At 58.4% G+C, this 25,566-nt stretch carries 22 protein-coding genes and 1 pseudogene; 15 read left to right on the top strand and 8 right to left on the bottom strand.

Features of this window, described 5'->3' with window-relative positions; genetic code table 11:
- Nucleotides 1-964: 964 nt before the first annotated feature.
- Nucleotides 965-1,132: a hypothetical protein gene (locus tag EN935_RS42875; protein WP_348629869.1), complete on the bottom strand. Its 168-nt coding sequence runs from the start codon at nt 1,130-1,132 to the stop codon at nt 965-967.
- On the opposite strand from EN935_RS42875, the gene EN935_RS01550 reads away from it, so the two are divergent.
- The 4 genes from EN935_RS01550 (at nt 1,100) to EN935_RS01535 (ending at nt 4,267) form a co-directional block, all read left to right on the top strand.
- The gene (locus EN935_RS01550) at nt 1,100-1,558 is read left to right on the top strand and encodes an alpha-ketoglutarate-dependent dioxygenase AlkB (protein ID WP_348629870.1); all 459 of its coding nucleotides are present in this window, start codon (nt 1,100-1,102) and stop codon (nt 1,556-1,558) included. The two genes, EN935_RS42875 and EN935_RS01550, sit on opposite strands and share 33 nt — an antisense overlap.
- A 196-nt stretch (nt 1,559-1,754) precedes the next feature.
- On the top strand, nt 1,755-2,138 hold the full coding sequence (locus EN935_RS01545; protein WP_127262179.1) for a DUF2231 domain-containing protein: 384 nt from the start codon (nt 1,755-1,757) through the stop codon (nt 2,136-2,138).
- Entirely contained in the window at nt 2,135-3,484 is a 1,350-nt protein-coding gene (locus EN935_RS01540) for a sorbosone dehydrogenase family protein (protein WP_127262178.1), read from the top strand. The genes EN935_RS01545 and EN935_RS01540 overlap by 4 nt, the downstream gene beginning before the upstream one ends.
- A gap of 165 nt (nt 3,485-3,649) precedes the next feature.
- Nucleotides 3,650-4,267 (top strand): NAD(P)H-dependent oxidoreductase, encoded by a 618-nt coding sequence (locus EN935_RS01535; protein WP_127262177.1) that lies wholly within the window; start codon nt 3,650-3,652, stop codon nt 4,265-4,267.
- A gap of 234 nt (nt 4,268-4,501) precedes the next feature.
- On the opposite strand, the gene EN935_RS41760 is transcribed toward EN935_RS01535, so the two are convergent.
- From EN935_RS41760 to EN935_RS01520, 3 genes are all read right to left on the bottom strand, one after another.
- On the bottom strand, nt 4,502-4,675 hold the full coding sequence (locus EN935_RS41760) for a hypothetical protein (RefSeq protein WP_245488812.1): 174 nt from the start codon (nt 4,673-4,675) through the stop codon (nt 4,502-4,504).
- A gap of 389 nt (nt 4,676-5,064) precedes the next feature.
- On the bottom strand, nt 5,065-5,397 hold the full coding sequence (locus tag EN935_RS41385; protein ID WP_206532332.1) for a hypothetical protein: 333 nt from the start codon (nt 5,395-5,397) through the stop codon (nt 5,065-5,067).
- A 79-nt stretch (nt 5,398-5,476) separates the two neighbouring features.
- Complete coding sequence (locus EN935_RS01520) at nt 5,477-6,196, bottom strand: Crp/Fnr family transcriptional regulator (RefSeq protein ID WP_127262175.1); 720 nt, start codon at nt 6,194-6,196, stop codon at nt 5,477-5,479.
- A 182-nt stretch (nt 6,197-6,378) separates the two neighbouring features.
- Between EN935_RS01520 and EN935_RS01515 the strand changes: the two genes are divergently transcribed.
- Nucleotides 6,379-6,615 (top strand): hypothetical protein, encoded by a 237-nt coding sequence (locus tag EN935_RS01515; RefSeq protein WP_127262174.1) that lies wholly within the window; start codon nt 6,379-6,381, stop codon nt 6,613-6,615.
- Nucleotides 6,616-6,838: 223 nt separating this feature from the next.
- Here EN935_RS01515 and EN935_RS01505 read toward each other — a convergent pair whose 3' ends face one another.
- Nucleotides 6,839-7,213 carry a hypothetical protein gene (locus EN935_RS01505; RefSeq protein WP_127262173.1) on the bottom strand — a complete coding sequence of 125 codons (375 nt, stop codon included), beginning with the start codon at nt 7,211-7,213 and terminating at the stop codon, nt 6,839-6,841.
- Nucleotides 7,214-7,308: 95 nt separating this feature from the next.
- Here EN935_RS01505 and EN935_RS01500 point away from each other — a divergent pair.
- Nucleotides 7,309-7,568, top strand: a pseudogene (locus tag EN935_RS01500) (cbb3-type cytochrome c oxidase subunit I); the annotation flags it as partial.
- Nucleotides 7,569-8,129: 561 nt separating this feature from the next.
- Here the strand turns inward: EN935_RS01500 and EN935_RS01490 are convergent.
- Nucleotides 8,130-9,647: a calcium-binding protein gene (locus EN935_RS01490; RefSeq protein WP_127373135.1), complete on the bottom strand. Its 1,518-nt coding sequence runs from the start codon at nt 9,645-9,647 to the stop codon at nt 8,130-8,132.
- 351 nt (nt 9,648-9,998) lie between these two features.
- The gene (locus EN935_RS01485) at nt 9,999-10,751 is read right to left on the bottom strand and encodes a class I SAM-dependent methyltransferase (RefSeq protein ID WP_109670908.1); all 753 of its coding nucleotides are present in this window, start codon (nt 10,749-10,751) and stop codon (nt 9,999-10,001) included.
- 174 nt (nt 10,752-10,925) lie between these two features.
- Here EN935_RS01485 and EN935_RS01480 point away from each other — a divergent pair, with 174 nt between their 5' ends.
- From EN935_RS01480 to EN935_RS01445, 8 genes are all read left to right on the top strand, one after another.
- Nucleotides 10,926-12,548 (top strand): polysaccharide biosynthesis C-terminal domain-containing protein, encoded by a 1,623-nt coding sequence (locus EN935_RS01480; protein WP_164757506.1) that lies wholly within the window; start codon nt 10,926-10,928, stop codon nt 12,546-12,548.
- Between the two features lie 25 nt (nt 12,549-12,573).
- On the top strand, nt 12,574-13,356 hold the full coding sequence (locus EN935_RS01475) for an FkbM family methyltransferase (protein ID WP_127262170.1): 783 nt from the start codon (nt 12,574-12,576) through the stop codon (nt 13,354-13,356).
- Between the two features lie 41 nt (nt 13,357-13,397).
- The gene (locus EN935_RS01470; RefSeq protein ID WP_127262169.1) at nt 13,398-14,153 is read left to right on the top strand and encodes an AAA family ATPase; all 756 of its coding nucleotides are present in this window, start codon (nt 13,398-13,400) and stop codon (nt 14,151-14,153) included.
- Between the two features lie 96 nt (nt 14,154-14,249).
- Nucleotides 14,250-15,557 carry an O-antigen ligase family protein gene (locus tag EN935_RS01465; protein ID WP_127262168.1) on the top strand — a complete coding sequence of 436 codons (1,308 nt, stop codon included), beginning with the start codon at nt 14,250-14,252 and terminating at the stop codon, nt 15,555-15,557.
- A gap of 110 nt (nt 15,558-15,667) precedes the next feature.
- Nucleotides 15,668-15,907, top strand: coding sequence for a Trm112 family protein (locus tag EN935_RS01460; protein WP_109670897.1), 240 nt, complete (start codon nt 15,668-15,670; stop codon nt 15,905-15,907).
- A gap of 325 nt (nt 15,908-16,232) precedes the next feature.
- Nucleotides 16,233-17,453: a glycosyltransferase gene (locus EN935_RS01455; RefSeq protein WP_127262167.1), complete on the top strand. Its 1,221-nt coding sequence runs from the start codon at nt 16,233-16,235 to the stop codon at nt 17,451-17,453.
- Between the two features lie 174 nt (nt 17,454-17,627).
- Nucleotides 17,628-19,625, top strand: a complete 1,998-nt coding sequence (asnB, locus tag EN935_RS01450) for an asparagine synthase (glutamine-hydrolyzing) (RefSeq protein WP_127262166.1) — start codon at nt 17,628-17,630, stop codon at nt 19,623-19,625.
- A 1-nt stretch (nt 19,626) separates the two neighbouring features.
- The gene (locus EN935_RS01445; RefSeq protein WP_127262165.1) at nt 19,627-21,840 is read left to right on the top strand and encodes an exopolysaccharide transport family protein; all 2,214 of its coding nucleotides are present in this window, start codon (nt 19,627-19,629) and stop codon (nt 21,838-21,840) included.
- Between the two features lie 1,009 nt (nt 21,841-22,849).
- Here the strand turns inward: EN935_RS01445 and EN935_RS01435 are convergent.
- Nucleotides 22,850-23,374, bottom strand: coding sequence for a helix-turn-helix transcriptional regulator (locus tag EN935_RS01435; RefSeq protein WP_245462999.1), 525 nt, complete (start codon nt 23,372-23,374; stop codon nt 22,850-22,852).
- A 623-nt stretch (nt 23,375-23,997) separates the two neighbouring features.
- Here EN935_RS01435 and EN935_RS01430 point away from each other — a divergent pair.
- Complete coding sequence (locus EN935_RS01430) at nt 23,998-25,551, top strand: PAS domain S-box protein (RefSeq protein ID WP_348629868.1); 1,554 nt, start codon at nt 23,998-24,000, stop codon at nt 25,549-25,551.
- Nucleotides 25,552-25,566: the final 15 nt, after the last annotated feature.

Raw genomic sequence — 25,566 nt, 5'->3', positions numbered from 1 at the left:
GTCCCACCCGGCCCGCTGCATGGCAAAGCGTATCGACACTCGTACCGTCAAGCCTCGCAAGGGAATGCCAACCCCTCGCTTGAGCAAAAAGGAGTTCCAGGATCGGTATCGCAGACAGTTCTGGGCATGCTTTTCGACTGCCGCTGCGCTCTGTCACTGGCCATGCTCCTGCTATCCCAATCATTCTTTGGGACAAATCCACGGGAAGCATCGCTTCCTGGATCATATCACGGCCACGGGTGAGACTTTGACAACAACGTATAGCCGGTCTCTTCATCGTTGGGCTTGGATTCCGAATGGCGTTTGGTGGAGGGGCAAGCCGTTAACCGGATCGCGCGCCCAAGGTTGGCCAATCTCGGCTCACCTGACCGCAACGGCTAGCTGACGTTTACGTCCAAGTCTTTCGATGAAAGATCCTGGCGTATTGCTCAACTCCGAAATCGACCCGAGCTTATTCCCCATAACTTTGGCTGTAGGACTGGCGCGTCTGGAAGCTGCTCGTTTCCACGACAGCTCCCTTGCACTCGCGTCGTCTCGCTCCCTCCTCGACCTGGGCCAAAAGGCGCACGCCGAGCGACCGTCTACGCAGATGCTGGGGCAGGAAAAACATATCGAGAAACAAAAGCCCGAGTTCCGTCCGTCCCAAAGGCCGCCCAATATCTTTCCGGACGCATCGCATAACTCGGCTCCGATCGGCGCCCGGTCATCCATTTCGGTGGTTTCTACATTATACTCGTACAGGGCGGCAGCCTGCGCCTTTGCCTGCTCGGTATTCGCAAGGCTGATCCGGAATTCCTGCACCGGGAGCAAACTTACTTCGTGACTTCGGGTTCCGAGGTTGGAGGCCGGGCATAGAGTTGGGGCCACGAACTTCGTTGCAGGATTCGCGACGAAACGTGGCTCGGTTCCTGACATTGCCTGATGGGCTGGCCTTCACCATCTAGCCATGATGTCGACGCTCAAATCAAAAAAATCCGGCGCAACCCTGCGCCAGCGCGATCTCTTCGGCGCCGGCGACGATCTGCCCGAAGGCTTCGTCTATCAGTCGGAATTGATAACACCATAGGAAGAAGCGGAACTCGCCCGGCATCTCGAAGGCCTGCCCTTCGAGGCGTTCGATTTCCATGGCCATCTGGCAAACCGGCGCGTCGTCGGTTTAGGCCTGCGCTATGACTATGACAGACGCGAGGTCCTTGAGGCGCCGCCGATACCCGACTTTCCGCTACCCCTACGCGTGAAGGTTGCGGCCTTTGCGAGCCGGCCCGCCGAGGCCTTCGCGCAGGTATTGATCAACGAATACCGACCCGGCGCTGGCATTGGCTGGCATCAAGACAAGCCTCATTTCGAAGATGTAGTCGGCGTCTCGTTGCTGGCGCCTTGCATCTTCCGGTTCCGCCGAAAGAGCGGCGCCAAATGGGATCGCCGGACGATCGTCGTCGAGCCAAGGTCGGCCTATCTGATGACCGGACCATCGCGCACGGAATGGGAGCACAGCATTCCGCCGGTTGACCTGCATCGATACTCGATCACCTTGCGGACTTTGCGGTCTCGAAATTGAACATCGCTTGCGCTCTTGCTGAGCTTTGAAATCGTATTGCGATGCTTTCACGAGTTCTTGATCGCAAACCGTCCTGGGGAACCTCCCAACCCCAAGATGGTTTGGAAGACAGGTCCAGCTTTCAGAGGTGGAGATTCCATGGCCAGGATGCAATCCAACTCGGTGGTGGCCAAGCGGCCCGTTCTATAAAACGCCGATGGCAGTAGCCAATGCGTGTTTCATCGGCACGCTGATGACCGATGTGACCTATTGGCGAAGCGCGGAAATGATGTGGGCGGATTTTTCCGCCTGGTTGCTCTTCGCCGGCCTGGTCGTGGGCGTGCTTGCGGCTCTAGCGGCCCTTGTCGATTTGTTCACCGGTCGACTTTCCGGTGCGGCAAGGTCTGCGTGGCCCTCACTTCTCGGCACCCTCGTCGTGCTCGTCATAGCGTTCTTCAACGCGCTGGTGCATAGCCGCGATGCCTGGACCTCGGTAATGCCGACAGGGCTCACCCTGTCAGTCGCGACCGTGATCGTCCTGCTCCTCGTGTGTGTGCTGGGATGGAGTTCCGGCCGCAATCGAGTGGAGGTGGTCGAATGAGCGCCACGGTGTTTTCCAGCCGATATGTCCAACGCGCGGCTGGTCTCGGTCTGCTGTGCGGATTGCTCCTCACACTGCCGGCGTGCAGCAATAATGAGCCGGGTGCAGGTGATCAGGTCGGAGCGAACCCGACACTGCCTGAATTGGCTCAGTATCTTATTCCGCCGATGCACGTCGCTTCGATCATCGGGTGGAAACAGGATGAGACGCCGACGGTCGCCAAGGGCCTGCAGATCAAAGCCTTCGCGAAAGGACTGAAGCATCCGCGCTCGCTCTACACACTTCCGAACGGAGACATTCTCGTGGTCGAGTCCGTGGCGCCGCCCGGTGCTGCGATCAAGCGTCCGAAAGACCTGATCATGGGCTGGATCGAGTCCATGGCGACTTCGGGCGGGGGCAATGAAGGAAGCAACCGCGTCACCTTGCTGCGCGACACGAACGGCGATGGCATGCCCGATGTCCAGGACATATTCCTCGATCATCTCAATTCGCCCTTCGGCGTGGCCCTGGTCGGCGACGATCTCTACGTCGCCAACACCGACGCCATCGTGCGTTACCCCTACACCACGGGCGACACCAAGATCACCGCCCCCGGCACCGTACTCACACCGTTGCCTGGTGGGCCGATCGACCACCATTGGACCAAATCCCTTGTCGCCAGTCCTGACGGGTCGCTGCTTTATGTCGGGATCGGCTCCAACAGCAATATCACCGAGAACGGCATCCAGGCCGAGAAGGACCGGGCCGCGATCTGGGAGGTCGACCGGGCCACCGGGCGCTATCGCATTTTCGCGAGCGGGCTGCGCAATCCCAACGGGCTGAGCTGGGAGCCGCGGAGCGGGGCGCTGTGGGCGGTCATCAACGAGCGTGACGAGCTTGGTCCCAATCTGGTTCCCGATTACATGACATCGGTCAAGGACGGTGCGTTCTATGGCTGGCCCTACAGCTATTACGGCCAGCATGTCGATCCGCGCGTGATGCCGCAGAGGCCGGATCTGGTGGCGAAAGCTATCCCTCCGGACTATGCCCTGAGTTCCCATGTCGCACCTTTGGGCCTGGTGTTCTACACCGGAACCGACCTGCCGGACCCCTATCGCAACGGCGCCTTTGTCGGCGAGCATGGCAGCTGGAACCGCAAGCACTTCAATGGCTACAAAGTCGTCTTCGTAGCGTTCAAGGACGGCCATCCGCAGGGCAAGCCGCAGGATGTCGTCACCGGTTTTCTCGACAACGACAACAAGGCGCATGGGCGGCCCGTCGGAGTTGCCGTCGACAAGGCGGGGGCGCTGTTGATAGCGGACGATGTCGGAAACACAGTCTGGCGCGTGACGTCCGCATCCCGGTAGATATTTCTTCTCGTATAAGGCGTGCCGCGAGAAACAGCACCGAGCCCGCTGCCTTTCTCTTCCGGAACAAGTCTTTCAAGATGGCGTTGACTGCCATGTGATCCCGTCGCGAAGGCAACAACGCCGATTGATCGGGGGGCCCTCGAAACAGTCAAGGACGTTCAAATGCAGCTGACAGCCTTCGCCCTCAATTGCTCTCTCAAAGCCTCCGACGACAAGGAGAAATCCTCCACCGACCGCCTGCTTGCCGACCTTCTGGCGGCGCTGGTACCGCATGGGGTCAAGGGCGAGATCGTGCGTTCGCTCGATCATGATATCAAGGCCGGTGTGCTTTCAGACATGGGCAAGGGCGACGACTGGCCGAAACTCAGGCGGAAGATTCTGGCAGCCGATATTTTCGTGCTGGGGTTGCCGATCTGGCTCGGTCAGCCCTCGAGCGTTGCCAAGCGCGTGCTGGAGCGCATGGATGCGTTCTTGGACGAAACCGATGGCCAAGGGCGCATGCCGGCGGCCGGAAAGGTTGCTCTGGTGGCCATTGTCGGCAATGAGGATGGGGCGCATCACTGCCACGCTGCATGCTTCCAAGCCCTGAACGATGTCGGCTTCACCATTCCCGCCAACAGTGGAATCTACTGGGTCGGCGAGGCCATGGGCGATGTCAATTATGTCGACCTGCCTGAAACGCCGGAAAAGGTTGCCGCCGCGATCGAAATGGCTGCTTCCAACGCTGCCCATCTCGCTGGCTTGTTGAAAGGCGATGCCTATCCTGGCGTCTTGCGGTGAAGGTCGGTCTGGGTGTTGGCCCTCTGTATCCCAAACGCCCGAATGCTCCAACCGAAAGCCACGCCGGCTCGTCCTTTCATCGGTGATTGCCCGTGATCGCCGGATGGCAATAACCCAGCCCTTCATGTTGCGGGCAAGACGGGCTGCGGGTATCATGCTAGATCAAAATGAGCACGATCTAAATGTATCCGGGTCGACGATGACGATCCGGCCGTCGGCGAGCACGAAATACTCCTATGTCTCATAAGCTGGGACAATCTTGACGATGCGAGCCCGCAAGCGATGCAGCCTGATCTTGTGACGCGGCACCTCGATGCCTACGGAAACCTCGAAATCGACATTGGCTACGGGCTCGACTTTCGTCTCTTTGATCATCTGGGTGATTTGGGTTTTCTGTTCGACCGTCACATTGTTGATCGAAGCGGTCGAAGTCTTATGCTGCGTAGAGTCTTGCCTTGGGCCTGCTGGACCATGGTAGCGCCGGGCTTGCCTTGGGCCTACTCACCGGCCTTGGCCCCGGTCTTGCGGGTAGCCGCCCCGGCGGCGCAGTTTGTATCTGCTCCCCGCTGGCTTTCCGACTGTTGTTGAGCCATTGCCGTTCCACAGCCAAGCCCGATCAACAGCCAAGCCCGATCAACAGCATGCTGGTGATGGGAACTGTTTCATACGAAAATCTCCCTGAGAAATTCGTCCCTTCACCGGGTCGAACTTCATCAAAAAGGGGTTGGTTCCAGGATGAAGGCGAAGGACTGCCAAAAGTCGCCGCCGTGAGGACGGAGCACGGCACATTCGGCAGACTACAGGTCCATCAAATTTAAATGACCGGACCTTCGTTCGATGGGACGCTGATGTTCTCGCCAGATCAGGAGGAAGGCGTGGCCCATCCCCAACGCGAAAACTACGAAGAGTTCGAACCCAGCGGCGCCGCCGTTGAGCCGCGCATTGAGGTCGTCGAAGCGTATGGCGAATGGTTCGTCCGCGTGGTCGGAGACGACCAACAGGTTTGCCGTCAGTTCGAGCTCGAGTCCATCGCCCTTGCCTATGCGGAAGGCCAGCGCAGGCGTTTGAAACTTGCGGCCATTGTGCGCCTTTAGCAGGCCGGTTCCACATATGGTGAGCTTGGAGGACATGCCGATACGTCCCGCAACGTTGCCTGTCAGTGGGCACCATTAGACGAGGCAAGCAGCGCGGCGACTTGAAGCAAGTCGCTCACCTGGGTTCGTTGTTCATGCTTAGATAGGTAGGATCGAACTCGGCAAGCTCTGCAAGCTGATCCCAATCCAGAATGGTAACCGTGTGGTTCACCCAGGTGATGACCTTGGTCTTTTTCAGGGATCCGATCACCCGGTTCATATGCACAACCGACAGACCCAGCACATCGGCCATCTCCGCTTGCGAAAGGGGCAGGTCGAAGCTCATGCCGCTGGTGCGCTTGACCACCTGCAGGCGAACGAAGAGTTCGCATATGAGATGGGCGAGATGCGAAGTCTTGGAGCGCCTGCCCATTGCCACGATCCATTCGCGGTGAATGGCGCCATCGACCAGTGTGTCGAGCCACAACAGGCGGGTCAGGTGCGGCGCCCGTTCGGTAATTGTCCTCAATTTGCTATGGTCCGCGAACATGACACGGCAAGGCGAGAGCGCAACGATGCCGTGGTCCATCGTCCGGAGCAGGAAGGCGTGGAGGTCGACGAAGTCGCCAGGCACCTGCAAGGAGGTGAACTGCCGGCCACCATCCTCGAGCACTTTGTAGCGTGCCGCCAGGCCGTCGAGCAGCATCGTGCTGTAGGCTGGCCGCGATCCTGTCGAGACGAGGTCCTGGCCCTTTTCAAAATCTCTTCCAAAGGTGACCGTCTCGGCGAGCACAGCCTTCTCTTCGTTCGATAGATCGTCATGCTGACCAAGTTGCAGATAAAGGGGTTCCAGCATGGCGGCCTCGGGGCGATCGAAGTGGGAAGCCGATCGCCTGTGTGTCGGGAAGCCGAACCCTAGACCATCGGAAGATGACAAAAGCTACCATTTGACAGGCTGCGCCAGTTTTCGTGCAAATGCTAGTGCGCACGGGGAACCATTCGCATGTCGATGTATTTAGAACGCTGAGGCTTCCATGAATGAAACGTTACTATTTCGATCTTTATAACGGCGACGGCCTGGTCTCGGACGAGGTTGGCCAGCTGTTCGAATCCCCAGAGCAGGCAAGAGCGGAAGCAGTTCGCATCTTGCATGACATTGCTCGCGATGAAATGCCGGATCGCGATCTCGTCAAGATAACCCTTAAAATGCGTGAGAAGGGTGGGACGCGGGTGTTCGAGGCGTCTCTCACCCTCAACGCGGCCTGGACCGCCTGACAGCCTCATCAATACAACGATGCAGGAATGCGTGGCGGCTAGTTCGTATGGCCATTCGTCGATGTCGGCATCGGCGATGCTCCATTGCCTGCGATGCGTATATCCTTCGAACTCCACGGCCATGGCTTGGCGCACCGCGCTTTGCGCGCCATCGGCTCCGAAGACATAGTCGAAACTTTCTTCGCTTTGGCCGTGGGGTGTGTCGATCCGCGCTGCGGAAGCGTCACCGGTTTCCCGCAGGCCAATCCGCGTATTGCGCCATCCGACCGCAGATCCCAAATTCCGCCAACCGCGCGGCCATTACGGTTTCTGTGTCCCTCTGCGGCAGCGACAGCAGAAAATTGTAACGACGAGGCAGAACCGAGAAATCAATCCGTCCGAGGGATTGGCCGTTGGCGTGAAAACAGGCTCCGCCGATTTTCAGGCCATTGGCCAGCAGCCTGGCGGCGACGTCGCTGGGTTTCCAGAATATCGATCGCCTTGGCGAGCGGTGTCGGTCCGTCCTTGCGGTCGATGATCCAGGATACAACGCCGCGCCTAGCCATTTCAGGCCTGTCGGGCCGGCTCCGACAATCAGGATGGAGGGATCGCGCGCCATTGGACATCAGCTTTTTGGCAGCGCGTAAGCGATGACATCATCGCCAACTTTCGTCTCCATGAAATGATGGCCGCCAGAGCTATGACGACGTACTGCCTGCCATCTACATCATGATCCTGCCCGGCATGGGAGTGGTCTCCGAGGTGCTGCCCTGTTTCAGCCGGCGGCCGCTGTTCGGCTATAAGGCCGTCGCCCTGTCCTCAATGGCAATCGCCGTGTTCGGCTTCCTGGTATGGGGCCACCACATGTTCGTCTCCGGCCAGTCAAGCCTATGCCGGCGTGCTATTCTCGTTCCTGTCGTTCTGCGTCGCCATTTCCCTCGGCGATCAAGGTGTTCAACTGGAGCCTGACGCTGCGCCACGGGATGCAGACCTCACCGTTCTTGCAAGAGCCGGAACAATGGCTGCAAGTTTTCCAAACCCGCGCCGCTCCTGCTCAACAGCGTTTTGCAACAAAAAAGGGATAGATGCCAATCGATGAGTTGTTGAGAAAAACGCGATCGTTCACCTCAGCGACATCAACTGCCACAGGCTTGTTCGCCACGATCGCATCCATAGCCGCATCGAGTTAGATCGGCAGACCAGATCCTTGGCGAAGTGGTTTCGTGTGCTTGGCGGTAGGACGCCCATCGCTACCTTGGCCCGGCGAGCGTCGACGCCGCGCTCCCAAGCGTGCCATCGCCACCACCCACCAAGCATGTCGCTGTCGCTGCCGCTTGAAGGCAGGCCATGTGACCAATCGAATTTATAGTTCAAGCACAGCTTGATGCTGTGGACTTCGTTGTCGAACCCGGTGTTTGACGCCAAACTCGATGGTCTGGTTCCAAGGTCTAGATAAAGATATTCGGATTTCGGTGACCAATGGTCAACGAATGATACCGTCGGGCCTTTGATGAGGCCCGGACGTTTTCCCAAGCTTACGTTACGATGAAAGAAGACGCCGACAATGACAAGTGCGGAGAAAGAGTGGCGAACTGAATCTGATGTGCGCCGTGCGAGCCGTCGCTGTCGAAGGAGAGTGCGCCGGTCAAACTGTTGTAGACAATGTGGTCGGTGGTAGCATGTGCACTCCTTCCGGTGTGGAACGCTGCGGAGGGAAGCGTGCCGACGTGAAGCCCTGCAAACACGGTATGGTCGAGGTGGATCTCGTCCTGGGTCACATCGAAGTCGGTAATCTTGTCGACGTTGCCGGCCTTGAGGGCAGAATGGAAGATGAAGACATCCTTGCCCCCACCTCCGGTCAGGACATCTCGCCCGCCCCCGCCTTTGATGACATTGTTGCCAGCATTGCCCTCGATGGTTTGAGAGAATTCATTTCCCGTGAGATTGATGGCGGTGGTGCCGGACCGGCTTGTGGTCGCGAGATGCTCGATCTCCGAGCCGGCCGAAAGCGCATAGCTCACCGATGCCCGTACGGTATCGTTGCCACTGCCTTGCAGTTCCACCACCTTGTCGCCGGTGTTGTTCACATAATAGGTGTCGTTGTAGCCACGGCCGATCATCGTGTCGGCGCCCGTTGTGCCGTAAAGTACATCGGCACGGCCGGTGCCGTGGAAAACATGATCGCTGGTCGACGGCACGGTGCCGGTCGACGGCAGGGTGCTGGTTGGGGGCAAAGAGTTGGCCGGCGGTAGCGTGCTGGCCGGAGGCACTGTGCTGGACGGCATAGCATCGCTGGTCGCAGGGATGCTTGCGCCGCTTTGGTTATGTTGCAAGAAAAAAGCCTTTAATGCCGCCGAGTCTCCAAGAGCCGTATCGCCTTGCTGGGAGCCCCAAGCATACGCGTAGTCGAAGGCGGGTGACGGAACCAGCTTGGCAAAGTGGTCCATCATGGTCTGTTCTTGAGCTGCGGTGGGCACCACATATTGGCCACCCGTGTCGGTTTTATAGTTGCCGCCGCCAAACGCTTGGTAGCCTGGAATCATCTGGCTCACCGGGATGCCCGCTGCGTTGGCGGCAGCGACGTATCGGTCGATCATGTTGTAGTCGACCACGCCTCCCGTTCGCACAGGATAGGCATCCACCCCGTAGTAGTCGATATGCGTGTTGGCGGGATTGTAGGTATTCGAAAAATCCGGGTTCGCCGACGTCCCCAAGCTCATCATCGTGATATAGGTCTTGGCGCCTGGCAAATGTGAATGGATCCAGTCGGATTCTGCCATCAGATTGGCGGCGCTGGCGTAAGTACCCCACTTGCCGGTCGGGTCTGGCTCGTCAACAAGGAAGAAGCCAAATACCTTCGAATTGCCGATGAAGGGCGTGACTTTCTGGATAAAAGACGAGGACGCCCCGTTGACCTCGTTGAGCCAGACCAAGCCTTTCATGCCGGACGGCAGTGCGTTGAGCTGGTCAACGGATGAAACGTCAGCCAGATTGAATCCGGCTGTTGCGATGTCGGCGCCCGATCCGCCTGACGTGTAGTGGAGAGTTGTCATGCGCTTTCCTTCAAGTGATTCGGCACCCGCCCCCTGCGTCGTCGTAGTCGAGGGATACATTAGCGCCAAATCACATACATGCACCCATTGAGAGATTCGTTGATCAATGGGAAGGAATGCGCTGGCGGCCCCCCTCTATCAGCCATTCTGTGGATTGCGCTAGGCCTGGCCTATGCCACGGAGTGCGGTCTGCAGTTGTTGAGGTTCGATCATTATCGTGAGAACGGCCTGGGTGCTCGGCTTCGGACCACCGGCGCATTAGGCGAAGCAGTGTGTATCAGTCTTTAACAACCACCGGCGGCCTGGTGCCGTGATGGCGGTGCGCTATCGAAAGGCCTTCAAACCGGCACGTCAAGCCTTTACCTTCTCAAGGACGAACAGCCGTTCGCAGGATAGCAGTGGGAGAACGCTGAAGGAGTCCGTCAGGGCGAGCCCGACTTCTTCGAAATCCTGTCGCGCAACGTCAAGTCTCACGGGATGGGGTGCGGAAATCCCTCCGGTAATCATCTTTCGCAGCTTCAGACGTATTCGCTGGAAACGAGTTGTCAGACCGTAGGATACGATTAGCCGATAGCTGGAAATGCGCGCCAGTTCATTGATAATGTCTCGTCTGAGATGGGGCGGAATAAGATGGATGAGCCGGAGACAGACTACCGTGTCAAAGCTCTCGTCGGCGAACGGAAGCTTTGTCACATCGCACCGGATGAATCCTCGAAAACCCGGCTGACCTTCGTACGAGGTCTTTGCCAAAACCATCATTTCCATTGAGATGTCCGCGGCGAGAACCTCGCGACCTTGCTGGCTCAGCACCTGAGCCAGCTTCCCGGTTCCACAAGGGACATCCAGCAGCCGAGACGGACGCGGACTGCATCTCTCCAGCGCCTTGCCGATGCAGCGCTGCTCTCTTCGGGCGATGATGTACGATGCCAAGCTGGAGAGCTTCAAGCGGCCCTCATACCCCTTCAGGTACCAACTCGCAATGCTTGGATCTTGGTACTTCTGTTTGGTTGCAAGCTCATAGCTCGCGACCTCGTCGTCGTAATTGACAGGTTCAGTGATGGGTGCGTTCGATACGGCGCGAGCCATCTTCAAATCCTCGATCATCGGCTCACTTTCGCTTTCGTCTTCTCTTGTCCGGTGTTCGTAACCGCTTTGCCAAGGTTCAAACTACCGTTGGCTCGCGATGCGCGCGATTGGGCGCGGCTCGGAAGTCAGCAACCCGAAGGCGTACGTGCGGAAGCGAGGCTTCCAGAACGCGCAATGTTTTGCATCCATCGAATGGATGAAGACTTGCCCGGAGTTGACGTTACCGTGCTTGCCTCACGGATGCACCGCGGGAAATTCCCGATCGACCTTTGTCGGGAAGTGGGAGGAACGGAAAAGCGGATGGAGGAGGAATCCAGAAAATCGGTGAAGGAAACGATGCAGTTGGAACGCCAGCACGCAATCGCGGCAACGTCCGTTTTCGATGATCTGGCGACTGACGACTTTGAGCTAAAACGCGATAGCTGCAAGAGGGGTTTCGAGCCACCTGGGCAGCAGCTGGCTGCCAAAGAAGGGACCGGCAGTCATGGTTTAACCCGACGCCTGTCTCACGCAAGCGTTTGGGCCTTGTTTATTTACGCGGCGGGTGCCGGGTTGACCTTCGTAACCCAGATCGCGATCGCCCGTCTGGTGGGCGCGGCGAGCTTTGGAACCTACACCTACGTGTTCGCCTGGATCACGCTTTTGTCTTATGGCTCGACTCTCGGTTTTCACGTGGCCGTATTGCGGTTCGTGCCAGCATATGAGGCAACGAACCAATTTCCGATGGCCCTCGGGTTCATCCGTTTTGGATCCAAAGCCTGCATCATATTGGCAATTCTGATCGCGGCGGTTGGCGCGCTGATCGTGGTGGAGTGGCCTCACCATCTGGAACCGGAGCTTGCCATCAGTGTGTTAATCGGCTTGGCGACGCTTCCGCTAATCACAATCTATCTCACCGGCGCAGGCGTCGTGCGCGCCTTTGGGGGTGTTATTTCCGCACTCCTGCCCGAGCGAATTGTCCGTGACGGACTTATGCTCGCCCTGCTCGGCCTCGCAGCTTATTTCACGCCGTGGCGGTTGGACGCGACGGCGGTGATGTGGATGCTGCTGATCAGTTCAGCCACCGCAGCCTTCATAACGGGTGTCAGCGTCTGGCGCCTGTGGCCCGCTGGCCTAAGTGCCGCGCCGCCGACCTATGCCTTCAAGGATTGGTGGCCTTCGCTTCTTCCCATCATGATCATGACATTCGTGGACGTTCTGATGAACCGGACGGCTGTGGTGCTGCTCGGAAAAATCGGCTTCATAAAGGGGGCCGGGATATTCGGGGTCGGATCGAACATCTCGTTGCTTCTCACTCTACCACGTGTTGCGGTGAGCACCGCTTTCGCCCCGGCTATCTCGCGCCTGTTCGCGCGTAAGGATTTGACGGGACTCCAGGCACTATTCGCAAGAGCCACAATATTGTCCTTTGCGGGCGGCGTGGCGCTGGCGCTTCCACTGCTCGTGCTTACCGAACCGGTGTTGCGTGCGTTTGGAGGTGAATTCACCTCCGGCGCGCTGATAGCTCGGATTCTGATAGTGGGACAGCTATTCGCGGCGGCAGTAGGGCCGCAGCAGCAACTCTTGACGATGACAGGCCACGAGCGCGCCGCGGCTATACTGATGTCTGTCGCGGCACTCGTTAATGTCCTTGGTTGCATCGTAGGTATCGCGTTGAATGGAGCTGTTGGGGCAGCCATCGTCACCAGCGCGACGGCGGTTTTCCTGAGCGTTTGTCAAGCGATCTACATCCGCTCCCGGTTAGGGATTCATCCCGGATTAATCTGGGCGATCAGACATGTGCGTGAAGCCGTGATGGCGGGTCAGTTGCGCTAGCAAACCAATAAAATGGAGTCGATGGATGCTCATGGCCGCAGAGGGATTGACGACAAAGTTCATCGGAAAGACACGGCAATCAGTGGACGTTTTGCGAACTGATGGGCTTGGACGATTCCTTCAGCTCTCGGCCTTGTCGCTAAGCGAACCGCTTAGGTTTCAATGGCTTCGTCGTCGTGTTGCGGCCGATGCACGGCAAGCATTGACTAGCCTAAAGGTGGCAAAGCGAAGTCGCGGCTTGTTTATCGATTGCGGCTCGAACATTGGCCAAGGTTATAAGTTCTTTTCTCAGTACTTTACGCCAGACCACTATGACTACGTCCTGATCGAACCCAACAAAAATTGCTTTTCGTATCTTCGCGCTTTGTGCACTGGGGAAATAAATATTGAGATCATCGGCAAGGCGGCCAGCGTCAGGGACGGTCAAGTCGAACTATTTGGCCCCCCCGCGGACCGGGCGGAGCCCACTCACGAAGGTTGCTCGATTGTCGCGGACCACAATGGAAGTCTGTATCAGTCAGAGAGGTTTGCGCCGGATCTTGTCGAAACGTTTTCACTGTCACAGATGATTCGAGCAAAGCGTGATCTATACGACATTGTCATTCTAAAGCTCGATGTTGAAGGCGCTGAGTATGACATACTCGACGACGTGCTCAACTCCGGCACACATCGTGATATCTTCGCGGCATATGTGGAGTTTCATTCTCTGTATGTGCGGGGTTCCGAGAAAAGACGAAAACAAGCCGTCGAGCGCGAAATAGTACATGCTTTCTCGAATGCAGGCACTCGCTTCAGAAGATGGATATAATATCCCTGGTGAAAGGGCTATCTCTTGGTTTGGGTTGAACAATGATCCTAGAGTTATTCGGGCCTTCTGCTGCCGGCAAGACGACCTTGGCGTCTGAGTTGATGCGCCTTCTGAAAATTCAGGGATACACCGTCGTATTACAAATCGGGGATCGCCGGCATCCGCTCAAAAGAGCCGCCTTAAAGTTATTTTCGAGTTTGTATTTGAGGTGGACTGGACAGCGATCTCTGGCTGCGGAGATGCTTGGAATGTTTCCGCCTAGGAACGAATTGTGGGCCATTCGTCTGAAGTGGCATCTAGAAGTTCTTATCCGGGCTTGGAGTATAGCTCAGGCGTCCGATGACGTTATTTCAATTTTTGATCAGGGAATGGTTCAATCCGTCTGCTCACTCATTTTACTCAGCGGCATAACCGATCGTGAGAGCTTGGCGCGCGCTCTTGACTTAGCGCCTAAACCGGACCTGCTCATCCGATTACAGGCGCCGAGAGAAGTTCTAGAGGCGCGCCTTCGGGAACGCCGGCGTAACCTTGGCATCATTCAACAGCTTCTCGAAGTCGATCTACAGAGCAGTCTCGATCATATTGATCACGTCAATCTCGTGGTCGAGCACCTTGAATCACACCGACTTCCCACGATTTGCGTCGAAAGCTTGGATCCAAGCGGCCTCGCAACCGCTGCCGAAGTTATAGCACAGCAAGTGCGCGAAAGATTTCACGCAGCACAGGCGAGGTCCCTCGTCATTGGTCCTGAAAGGGACGCGGATTTCAATCAGACGGCGCATCACTATCATGTCTGACATTGGAGAAATTGGTCCGCTCATTTGCAAAAGGCGCAACCGCGCGAAAGTGGCGACATCATGTGACCTTAGCTCGCCTTCGCCTGGACGCCGCAGATGGTAGTCCGAAATGTGCTCTTGGCCTGCGGTGTGGTGATGTCGTACGCGACACAACTCACCGTACCCATAGTGCACACCGGTTACGGCGAAACATTCCTCGTGCTTTGGATACTGCTCTCGATTGGACGTATCCTTGGCGGCGGCCGCATGGAAGCCTCGCCCGTCTTCGCCAAGCTCGCGGGCTTTTGGGCACTTATGGCACTTGCTCTGGGCCTGGGCATTATCGTTGGGTACCTGACCACCGTCCTGTATCTGTCCCCGTTACTGCACGACCTGCTAGCCTATCTCTTGCTTGCTAGTGTCACCTGCCTGGCCGCTGCTGAGCCCGATGCCGCTCGCCATCTTCGCGATTGTGCCTGGTGGGTTGTCGCAATCGCCAATGTTGGCCTTGCCATTCAAGTGGCACTTGGCTGGGGGTGGATCAGCCAGTCCGGTGTCAATCCGTGGTACTGGGATCGCTTCTGCGGTTGGTCAGATAATCCAAACCAGCTTGCACTTTACTGCGCGCTCTTTGGACCTCTGGCCTTGCACCTTGCAACGACCGCGACCAACCGCTGGGGAAGGTTCTTAGGGCTCTGCGGCTTGATCCTGCCGTTCTATGTCGGCAGGCTGACCAAGAGCGATACATACTTATACACCACGATCCTGACGGGTCTGATGTTCCTGGGATTGCGGACGCGGACGTGGCTCAAGACCGGCGGTGGAAACTCAAATCTTTCCCGCCAAATCGGCCTCTTGTTCATAATCGGCTTACTGCCGCTTGCAATGGCAATGACCCCCTATGTCGTCACCGGGTTCGACAGCGCCGAAGCGTTCGCCAAGAGCCTTACGAAGGACAAGGGCGGTCAAGCAACCGAGGACACTATGGCGCTTCGCCTTTACCTCTGGAGCGAGGCAGTGGACAAGGGCCTTCGATCGGGATCGCTGGGGCTGGGCCCTGGTCCGCACATGGAACGCCCCCCTGTCAGCAACCAGCAATTTCTGCCACACCCATTCGAGGCGCACAGCACATTTCTTGATCTGTACAGTCAAGGTGGGTTCATTGCAGTCCTGGCGTTGATGTGGATTGTCGTTTCTTCCGCCATATCCGCTTGGCGCGCGAAATTTGACGCCCTGCTAGCCCTTTTGGGTTCGATCATCATCTTCAGCATACCGCACTTGATCATACGCCATCCGATCATGTGGTTTGCGCTCATGATTTGCCTGTTTGCGGGGAGTCCACGGATTACAGGCGCAGCGCGAATCTCGAGAGACGGCTTGTATGTCGGCAAGCGCGCTCGCATCTTGCATGTCGCCCAAGAGTGACCTCAGTTTTTGGAAAACGACATGCCATGAAAACAGATACCTAAAGCGCGTCGCATGAAACGCTTTCAACGCGACCCGCATTCTTACCTTGGCCAGGAAAGGAATAGCAGATGGATGCCGATAGACGGGAGAAAGAGGATACTTCGTTCAATCCCAGGCTGTTGGACTGGCTGGTATGCCCAATGACCAGGAGCTTACTTGCCTGGGATGCAGATGATAAGGAACTCGTATCGAAAGCCGCCGGACTTGCCTACCCGATACGCGATGGCATTCCGATCATGCTGGCGTCGGAGGCACGAGCGATCACCTCCGCAGTTGTCAAATCCAGTGCCCCAAGCCGAAAACTTTAGGCCGCATTCGGACGCAGGCACATGAAGGAAGGTGTGCCGCAGGATATCGCCCCCTTTGTCGACGGACCTCTCCGTGCTTGGCCATCATCCCGGCAGTACGGACCACGTTGACACAGTGCGTAGCCATCTGACCTGGTTCGCCGCGGCGGCTTGTTGCCAGAACACGATTTGCTTCATTCGAACAGACGAGGACAGTGGGCAGGGCTCCTCCTAGCGTTGGCTTCGCGTCATGAGCGCAGAGGAGATGAAGCGGGCCCATGAAAGAAGACCCGGAAGCCAGCAACATTGCGCGACGGAGATGCCGTGCATGTTCGGGGAGGGCGGTATGAGCCCGCATCTGGTTTGCGTGGGAGGTGAGGATCACCTCCTGAGAATTCCCTTCCTGCTGTCCCTGCGCGAAAGAGGCTTTCGGGTCACCGCGGTTTCGAGCAGTGATGGTGCCGCATTTGCGCCTCACGGCATTGCACATCACCAATTGAGTTTCGACCGCTTTGCCAGCGGCAGCGCAGAGTGGGGCACTTTGCGCGCGGTACGCAAATTGCTGTTGGAAATCCGGCCGGACATCGTCCAGAGTTTCGATACCAAGCCGAACCTTCTGACACCCATTGCGGTACGAGGGCAGCTTCCGGTCATCCGCACCATCAATGGGCTTGGCTGGACATTCTCCTCGCTGGAGCCGAGGGCGTTGGCCCTGCGTCCGATTTTTTGCTGTCTGCAGGGACTGGCCTCCATCTGGACAGCCGCGACCGTGTTCCAAAATCGGGACGACCAGGCTTTCTTCGCACGCTACCGGCTCGTCGGACGCGGCAAGGGGCGACTGGTCCACAGTTCTGGAATCGACGCGGATGCGTTTGCCAATGCGCGGGATCGCGGTCCTTCGGCGACGGCGATGCGCGAAGAACTTGGGCTCCAGTCTGCGGAAATTGTGATCTTTGTCGGTAGACTGACCCGTCAGAAGGGAATCCCGACTCTCCTTGAAGCGGTGCCCCGCGTCCTGCGCGAGAGGCCAAACGCACGTTTTGTGCTTGTCGGCCCGTGGCAATCCGAGGGCCCGTTTGCCGTCACCAAAGCGGATATTGACCGATACGCACCTTATGCAATCGCCCTGGGACCGAGGCGGGATGTTCCAGCACTTCTTGGTATGGCTGACTTATTCGCCTTTCCCACCCAGTATCGCGAGGGCGTCCCGCGCGTCCTTCTGGAGGCTGGCTTGGCTGGATTGCCGATCGTGGCCTCAAGGATGCCCGGCTGCAACGACGTGGTCGAAGACGGGTGGAACGGCTATCTCGTCCCACCCCGCGATGTGGCAGCCCTCTCATCCAGAATAATTGAAGTTCTGTCTGATCGCGCGCACGCGAAGCTCATGGGAGGGCGCTCGATCGGATTTGTTCGGGAGCAATTTGCGCTGTCCCGCGTCGTCGACCAGTATTGTGATCTGTACGAGAGTGTTCTTGATGGCCGAACGCCTGGCAAGCCTTCACATTCGCCCCTCGCCGTCTCGATGACGCAGGAAGCAAGCCGACGGTTGGATGAGGCGCGGCAATGACCCGCGACGCAATATTGGCGCTCGCCGCCGCGAGGTCCCATACGACGCACCCCGCCGCTGCGGGATTGCCAACAGGCCACGCCGAATTGTTTCTGACGCGCCGGCTCGTTCTATTGATCACGCAAATTCCAATCAGGACGATTGCGACGACCGTCCGCCAGCGAGGGGGCTAGCATGTGTGGGATCACTGGAATTCTCCTGGCCCCAAACACCGCCGATGCGGGGTCGCTCAGGGCAATAGGACAGATGACCTCCGCTCTTCGGCACCGTGGGCCGGATGGCCAGGCGGTATGGACGAACCGTGAAGCCGGTATTGCTTTTGGTCACCGGCGCCTGGCCATCGTCGATCTGACCGACGCCGGCCGCCAGCCCATGCAATCGGCGAGCGGCCGCTATGTCATCACCTTCAATGGCGAGATCTATAATTTCCAAGATCTGCGCCGCGAATTGGAAGGCGCAGGCCACTGCTTCCGCGGAACCGGTGACACGGAAGTCATGCTGTGCGCGATCGAGAGCTGGGGTCTCGAGGCGGCACTCACGCGCTTCGCCGGCATGTTCGCTTTCGGACTTTGGGATCTGAAGGAACGGATACTCCATCTCGCCCGCGACCGAATGGGCAAAAAGCCGCTCTATATCGCCTCGACACAAGAAGCGCTGCTCTTCGCTTCGGAGCTGAAGGCAATCAACTGTTTCCCGGGGTTCAACCCGGAACTCAATGTCGATGCGGCGGCGATAATGCTTTCAAAAGGGTGGGTGCCAGATGACCATTGCATCTGGCAGGGTGTGTTCAAGCTGCCGCCCGGTTCGGTCCTGTCCGTGGCGGCAGCGGATTTCGCCAATGCCCGCGGCGCTTGCGCGCTTGCCCATCGCACTCGATACTGGTGGTCGCTGGCCGACGTGGCCTGCAAGGCGCGGCGGGAGCCGATCGCCGGCAGCGACGAGGAACTCACGAGCGAGCTTGACAGTCTGCTTCGCCTTTCCGTGCGCGAACGAATGGTCGCGGACGTGCCCCTTGGCGCCTTTCTGTCGGGTGGAATAGACAGCTCGACCGTCGTCGCGCTGATGCAGGCGCAGTCCAGCAGGCCCGTGCGCACCTTCACCATCGCGTTCAGCGAGGCAGGCTTCGACGAAGCGCCTCATGCCGCTGCGGTTGCGCGGCTTCTGGGCACCGACCACACCGAGCTTAACCTTTCACCAGCCGAAGCGCGCGACGTCATTCCGGAGCTGCCGCGCGTGTGGGACGAGCCGTTCGCCGATGAGTCGCAGATTCCGACGCTTCTGGTGGCGCGGCTCGCCCGCCGGCACGTTACGGTAGCGCTGTCGGGTGACGGCGGGGACGAATGCTTCGCTGGCTACTCCCGGCACTTCATGGCAGCCCGCCTGAGAAAGGTGCAAGGGCTCCCAGCACCATTTCGTCGGATGGTGACGGCGGGGATCGGTTTGCTGGCTCGAGCCTCGCTGCACGATTTCGCCGGCAGGTTGCCGTTATCGGAAAATGCACGGCACGCGTTGCGAAGCGACCGCTTGAATCGCCTTAGCCACCTGCTCGAGGCGACAGGTGAGGATGATCTGCTTCGGCGTCTAACCGGGACTTCGTCCCAGAACCTGCTTCATCATCAGCCACCGGCGTCGCGCTCCGGCTTGCCGCAACTCGACGACATGTTGTCCCGTCTCCTGTTCGACGACATGACCGGTTACCTGCCGGGCGATATATTGGTGAAGCTCGATCGCGCGACCATGGCCAGTAGTCTCGAAGGTCGATGTCCAATTCTCGACCATCGCGTCGTCGAATTTTCCTGGCGACTGCCGAACCACCTGAAGGTTCAAAATGGCAAGGGCAAGTGGATTCTTCGCCAGTTGCTGGGCCGCTATTTGCCGCAACGGCTGATCGATCGGCCAAAACAAGGTTTCGATGTTCCGATCGGAGCCTGGCTCAGGGGGCCTCTGCGCGCTTGGGCAGCGGACCTCATTGCAGGAATACGTCTGTCGGGCGACGGGATGCTCGACTCCGCAAAGGTCGATGCTTGCTGGCATGCTCACACCAATGGCGAACGGGATCATGCTCGCGATCTGTGGCCGGTGCTGATGTTCCAGGCCTGGCACAACGAGGCCACGCGGCCATCGAATCCGGCAACCTGTCTTTCTCACGAGATCGAAATCCCAGGGGCATGACATGGAAGGTTCCATAGCCAGACGCGCCAAACTGCCGCGTATCACGCAAGACGCTGTACCGAGGTTCGAAAACGACGCTGGCATGCGGCGACCGCAGCACAGGCGCGCGGAGGCATTAACCCCTTTCCATCAACTCGTTATCGTGATCGGGAGACTGAAATGGTTCGTGCTCGCCATCGCTCTGCTGGGTGGCATCCTGGGCGGACTTGCGGGGCTCGCTCGTCCTGTGTTGTTTGAGGCGACCACGCAGATAATCATCGATGCGCCAACCAGAAATACTTCTGCAGGCAGCACGGATTCTGTTCAGGACCTGGTGGATTCCAGCATTGATGACCATCTGACGATGCTCTCGTCTCAAGTCCATCTGCGTCGAGTCCTGGAGGCTTTGCACAGGGCGGAGGCGCCCGACGCTGCTGGGAAAACCGGCTCCAACGCCGTTTTGGGCGGTCAGCGCAATACGGGCTCGTTCCTGAGCGGTCTCATGAGCCGGGTGTTGTCGCTGGGCAAGCCCGCAATAGGCAGTCCCGAAGCAGCGGATGCCGCCGAACTGAAGATGCTGAGGAACGGAATGAGCGTTGGACAAGAGCTTCGGTCGCGGGTCATCACCATCGGCTTCACCGATGTCAATCCTGCACGTGCTGCTCTGGTCGCGAACACTTTCGCCCGGGTCTACATCGACAATCTCATAGAGGAACGTCGTGTATGGGATCAGACCGAATTGCAATCGGTGGTCGCCAGCCTGCCAAGAGTACAAGGCGATCTGGTCGATGCAACTGATCGTCTGGAGACATATCGGCTGACCCATGGGGCCGTCGATCAAAGCGCGGCAAACGACGCGGCCAATGAAGCTGCAGAGCTCAACCGGCAGATTTCCTTGTCGAAAGCGGACCTATCGACCGCCGAATCCCGCCTTCGCCGCATCCAGGAACTGCGAAGAACAGATGCGCCGCTGTCGGCGGTCGCTGCTGAAATCGCGTCGCCGGTCCTCGCCGCCCTGATGGCCCGTCAGTCCAATGCCGGCGGAGATAAGGGACTGAGCAATACGATCGATCAGGAGATCGAGCAGGGTATCGCTCGGCAGAACGCGGAGGCAAACATCTATCGCGCCCAGGTTGCGGCGCTGGAGGAGCGTAAGAATGTGCTCGATGCAGTTGTCACTGATACCGCCAGCCGCCTTTCCGGCTTGCGCGCGCTCGAGCCGCAAGTAGCCATCGTAACGCAACGCTACAACGACCTTCTCAGCCGGCAGCAGGATTTGATGCGGCGCATCGCGGCTCCGTCTCCTGGCGTCTCGCTCTTCTCGGCTGCATGGCCGCCGGCAAGTCCCAAGACTCTACCATGGGTTTTCCTGGTTCCTCCTGGAATGGTTGTATTCGGTCTCATCGCCGCCGCCTTCGTCCTGGCGCGCAACCATTTTAACAAAACCTTGCGCAGCGAGGCCGAAGCCGAGGCCGAGCTTGGGATCCCCTGCGTGGGACTGCTTCCCAAGATATCGAAGCCGCACGCGAAACAGCTTCGGCATCTGATTCTGGGCCAGCAGAACTCGCCCTTCAGTCGCGCCGTGACCTCCGTTCTTGTCACCGCGGCGCCACCTCTGGGGAGAGGGCAGCAGCATATCATTCTCGTAACGTCCAGCATCCAGAATGAAGGCAAGACAGAGTTGGCGTGGGGCCTGGCACTGGCGGCCACACGGCTGGGAGGACGGGTCCTCTTCCTCAACCTTGATGGCAAGGACGTGCGGCTCACGAACGAGTTTCGTGGCGAATCCAGCACCGCCAAGGCCCGTAACTCCTTTGGGGATTATGTGAGTGACCGCTGCTCCCTGCAGGATGCGATCACGAGAATGCCGGAAATCGGCGTCGATCTTATGAGCGCACCAGCGCCCTCGGATGATCTGTTGACGCTTCTGTCCACGGTGGATAGGTCTCGATTTACCGACGAGCTGCTCTCGGTTTACGACGTCGTCATCATAAACGGGCCCTTGGGGCTCGGCGGGCCAGAAACCAGGCTTCTAAAGCGCTGGGCGCATGCAGTGCTTTTTGCCGTTCGTTGGGCCAACACGCGGCGCAGTATTGCGCGCGGCGTTCTTGGCTCACTGCAAGCCGGTGGGTCGGTAACCATTCCCGTAGCAACTGTGCTTACCCAGGTTAATCTGAAGAAGCATGCCGGCTATCGGCTCGGTGATAGTGCCGACCTCCTGCTGGCGAGGATTTGATGAGGCACCTTCGCCCGCTCTCATGGTGCTGCAGGAAACCAACCGCGGTTCCAAGACCGGGCCTGACCTAGAACGATCATTGTAATTATACGAGCACCAGGATCCGCTATCTCAGCTAGAACAACGTTGGCACGCGCTCGTCCGGGAGTGGCACTGGAAACGCCATGACCCGAAAGAAGAGGCCGTCGTAACAACTACGATCGCCGGCGCGCTTGCCCTGGGCATTCACCATTGAGCCGGCCGGAAGCGCGTGTCCTTGGCCATGGGTCTGGAGAAATGAACGGCGTTGCCCTTCTTTTCGGGGTGTCGTAACCGCCCGTGTTTTGTGCCCTTAGGCGTGGATGAGCGTTTGCCCTTCTCGGCTGGCGAGCCTTTGATGAAGTTCCGGTACCATTCCACAAAACGCAGCGCGCCGTCCTTAAGGGCTGCCGCCGGTGTGAAGCCGACAGCTTAGCGAGGATCGTTGACGTCGGCGTGGTCCCAGAACGTCGCCGGGGCGAGGGCACATTGACCCGAAGGCATGGCGGCCAAGGGCCATCTCGATGGTCGCGATCAAACGGTTGATCACTTCGGGCGGATCATTGCCGATATCGTAGATCCGATGCGGCGCCGAACTGGTGGCCGGACTAGCCGCGCGACCGTCCCAACCCGGATCCGCGCGCGGCGTCGTCGCGAGGACCCGGACCACCCCTCGACCATATCGTTGCTATAGGTGAAGTCTCGCATACGTTGCCAGCGTTCGCTATTTCGATCGTTCGCTCCTCGGCGATGGCGTGGGTGAACGCATAGACCGCCATGTCGGGCCTGCTCCAGGGACCGCAGACGCTAAAGAACCGCACCCGGTGGCGGCAAGCCAGATAGATGGCTGTACGACAGCGCCGAAGGCCCGAGACTGCACCATCAGTCCCATGATCTGCGGAACGCGGCCAAGGGAAATGCCGCTGCGTTGCCATGGATCTTCGATCGCATGGATTTCGGCGGATGTTGGCACCCAGCGAAATCGCCAGTCCTATGGTAAGACCGAAATGCGTCCCAGAAGAGCCACCAGTTCCGCTTGGCGCTTTGTCTCGGTCTTTGCGAACAGGGAGGCGAGCTGAGAGCGGATTGTCGTGCGGCTGAGGTGCCAGCTGCGGGCGATCTCCAGAGGCGCGTCGCCTTGCGCCAGGCGTAACGCGAGCTGGGTCTCCGCGCTGGTCAAGCCGAACATTTTTTGCAAGGTCTGAGGGTTCGCCGCCGACGTGTTCTCACGGTCAACCAATGCGACGATGCTGGTCCCATCCGGTGCGATGGCGCCCGTCTCATTCAGGATCACTGGTCGGTCGCCTCTGCTGCGGATTACCACCCAGGATAGGGAGCCTGGATGGAAACGGACCGGAACGTTCGCGACCAGCCGCCTTAGTCCGGCAGAAATCTCGCCGGCCGTATCGGCCGCTTCACCCTGCCGCTCGAGCGTGTCTTGAGCGGCTTCGTTCCATTCGATGACCTTCTTGTTGCGGTCCAGCATCAGGTAGCCACAGCCGATACGGTCAAGCATGCCGGTTATGGACTCCAGGCTGCGTGGTCGCCGGATTCTGAATTTGGCGTCGGATCGATCCGGGAAATGTGTGGAGTCCGCGTGGCGCGGCTGTCTCAATACAATGTATTGGTTGCTTGCAACCGTATCGTTGTGCCTATGAATAACATTCATCGCTTCCATCCCAATAGTGATTGATTGCGACTTGAGCAAATTTCCAGTTATTACTTTCATCGCGCATCATTTTGAATCAAACCGTGCTCCTTGCCTTCAATTCGACATAGCTAAGAACCCTTCAGCATTTCTGTTCCGCTGCAGTCGTTGGAGCACGCTTTCCGATGAGCCCTTCCGAGTATGATTTTATTCGTCGGCTAAGGCATGGCAATCGAGCAGTGGTATTAGGTTGCACCTTCTCGACCTAGTCTCGACGGGCTAGACAGAAGGTTGTAGATTGGCGCATGCGTTCATACCTCCGTGGGCTGAAATCGTGGGTGTCAGGCCCCCCGTTAACTCACGTCGCTTCCTTATCGGTGCTGGCAGTCTCGATAATATTCGAGACGACAAATTCAATACTTGTTGGGCAGGACGGGGCGTTTGTCGCGTTAATTCCCGCTATACTTGTGATTGTATACTTGGAGGGTCGTGTGGCCGCGATCGCTGCGACGCTCTTCATGGCCGCAGCCGGCTTGGGGGCACGCCGAGCCCTGAACGCTCAGCTATCTGCTGAAGACTGGACGCGCGCCATCTTCCTTCTTGTCTCAGGCGGCTTGATCGCCTTTATGTTTCATCGCTTGCGACAAGACTTGCGCGGGGCGCTTGAGGTTGCGGAGACAAGGCTCGCCGCCATTGATGCGACGGAGACCCGCTATCGTGGCGCTTTCGAGCGCGCAGCCATGGGTTTTGTAAACACCAATCGACGTGGCGAGATGCTGCTGTCGAACAGCCGCCTTCGGGATATGACAGGTTACGGAGAAAAGGAACTCGCCCAGCTAAACCTAGAGGAACTCGTACATCCAGACGATCGAGATTCCGTGCTGGGGCCGCTGAGAACTCTGGATCGTGCCGCTTCCTTCGCTGCGGACGTCCGTCTGTTGAGACAGGACGGCACGACATTCTGGGCCCGCCTGGCCCTGTCGTCATCCCAGCCTGATGAGGTGTCCAGCGAGAGCGTTTTCGTGGTGGTCGACGATATTTCCGAGCGACGAATGGCACGCGAGGCGCTGCGCGCCCAGAAGGAATGGCTTGATCTCGCTTTGTCCGCAGGGCGCTTGGGCACGTGGCGTGTCGATCTCGAGGACGGGACAGTCACCGGCTCAGGTAAGTTCTGGGATATTTTCGGGCTGCCCCCGGCTCCCATCCGCCGCCTGGAAGAACTCTCGGCCGTTGTTCATCCGGCCGATTGGCCCAAGCTAGCTGCCTCCGCTATGCCATCGTCGGCTGTGAACTACGACATCGAGATTCGTGTCCGGCGGTCGGATGGCCATGTGCGCTGGATTGCGTTGCGCGGACGGCAGGAAAAACACGGCGATGGTTCGTGGCGCATCGGGGTGGCCGCCGATCTGACCGAGCGTCGACAAGCCACGCTTCTACGCATCGCGGTGAAGAAACGCGAGCTCGTCATGGCCGAGGAGCGCCATCGGTTCAGCAACCTGTTCCCTGTGATTACGGCCTTGGTAAATATGATCAATCCGCCAGAGAACGACGTTGCCAAATACAAGGAAATGCTGATTGACCGGATACGCACGCTGCAAGCGACGCACCTGCTTCTGTCAAGTCCTGCCAGCATGTCGGGGTTGCTTCACGATCTCGTCGCCCAGGAGTTGCAGCCCTTCAAGGAGACTCGCGAAATAACCATCAGCGGACCCTCCATCAGCGTACCAAGCGGCGCCGCCGAGAGCTTTGCGATGCTTCTCCATGAATTGACGACCAATTCCGTGAAATACGGTGCGCTGAGTGATCCACGAGGTAGGCTCGAAGTGAACTGGCAGTTCGCATCCGACGGCGCGGGCGACGACGTCGTCTTCGATTGGGTAGAATCGGGGCGGCGGAAGAACTCAAGCGTCGGACGCCACGGCTTCGGTTCCATGATAATCGGAGTGGACGGAACGCCGATTGTCGGCCATTCGCCCAAATTTCAAATATCGGAAGATGGACTGCGATATTCGTTGCGGCTATCGCGGAAGGAACTTGAATTCTGAAGCGCGCATCTTGCC

Source organism: Mesorhizobium sp. M7D.F.Ca.US.004.03.1.1 (genome assembly GCF_003998635.1).
In the GTDB taxonomy this organism is placed as follows: domain Bacteria; phylum Pseudomonadota; class Alphaproteobacteria; order Rhizobiales; family Rhizobiaceae; genus Mesorhizobium; species Mesorhizobium loti.
This window is presented reverse-complemented; position numbering and strand designations above follow the sequence as displayed.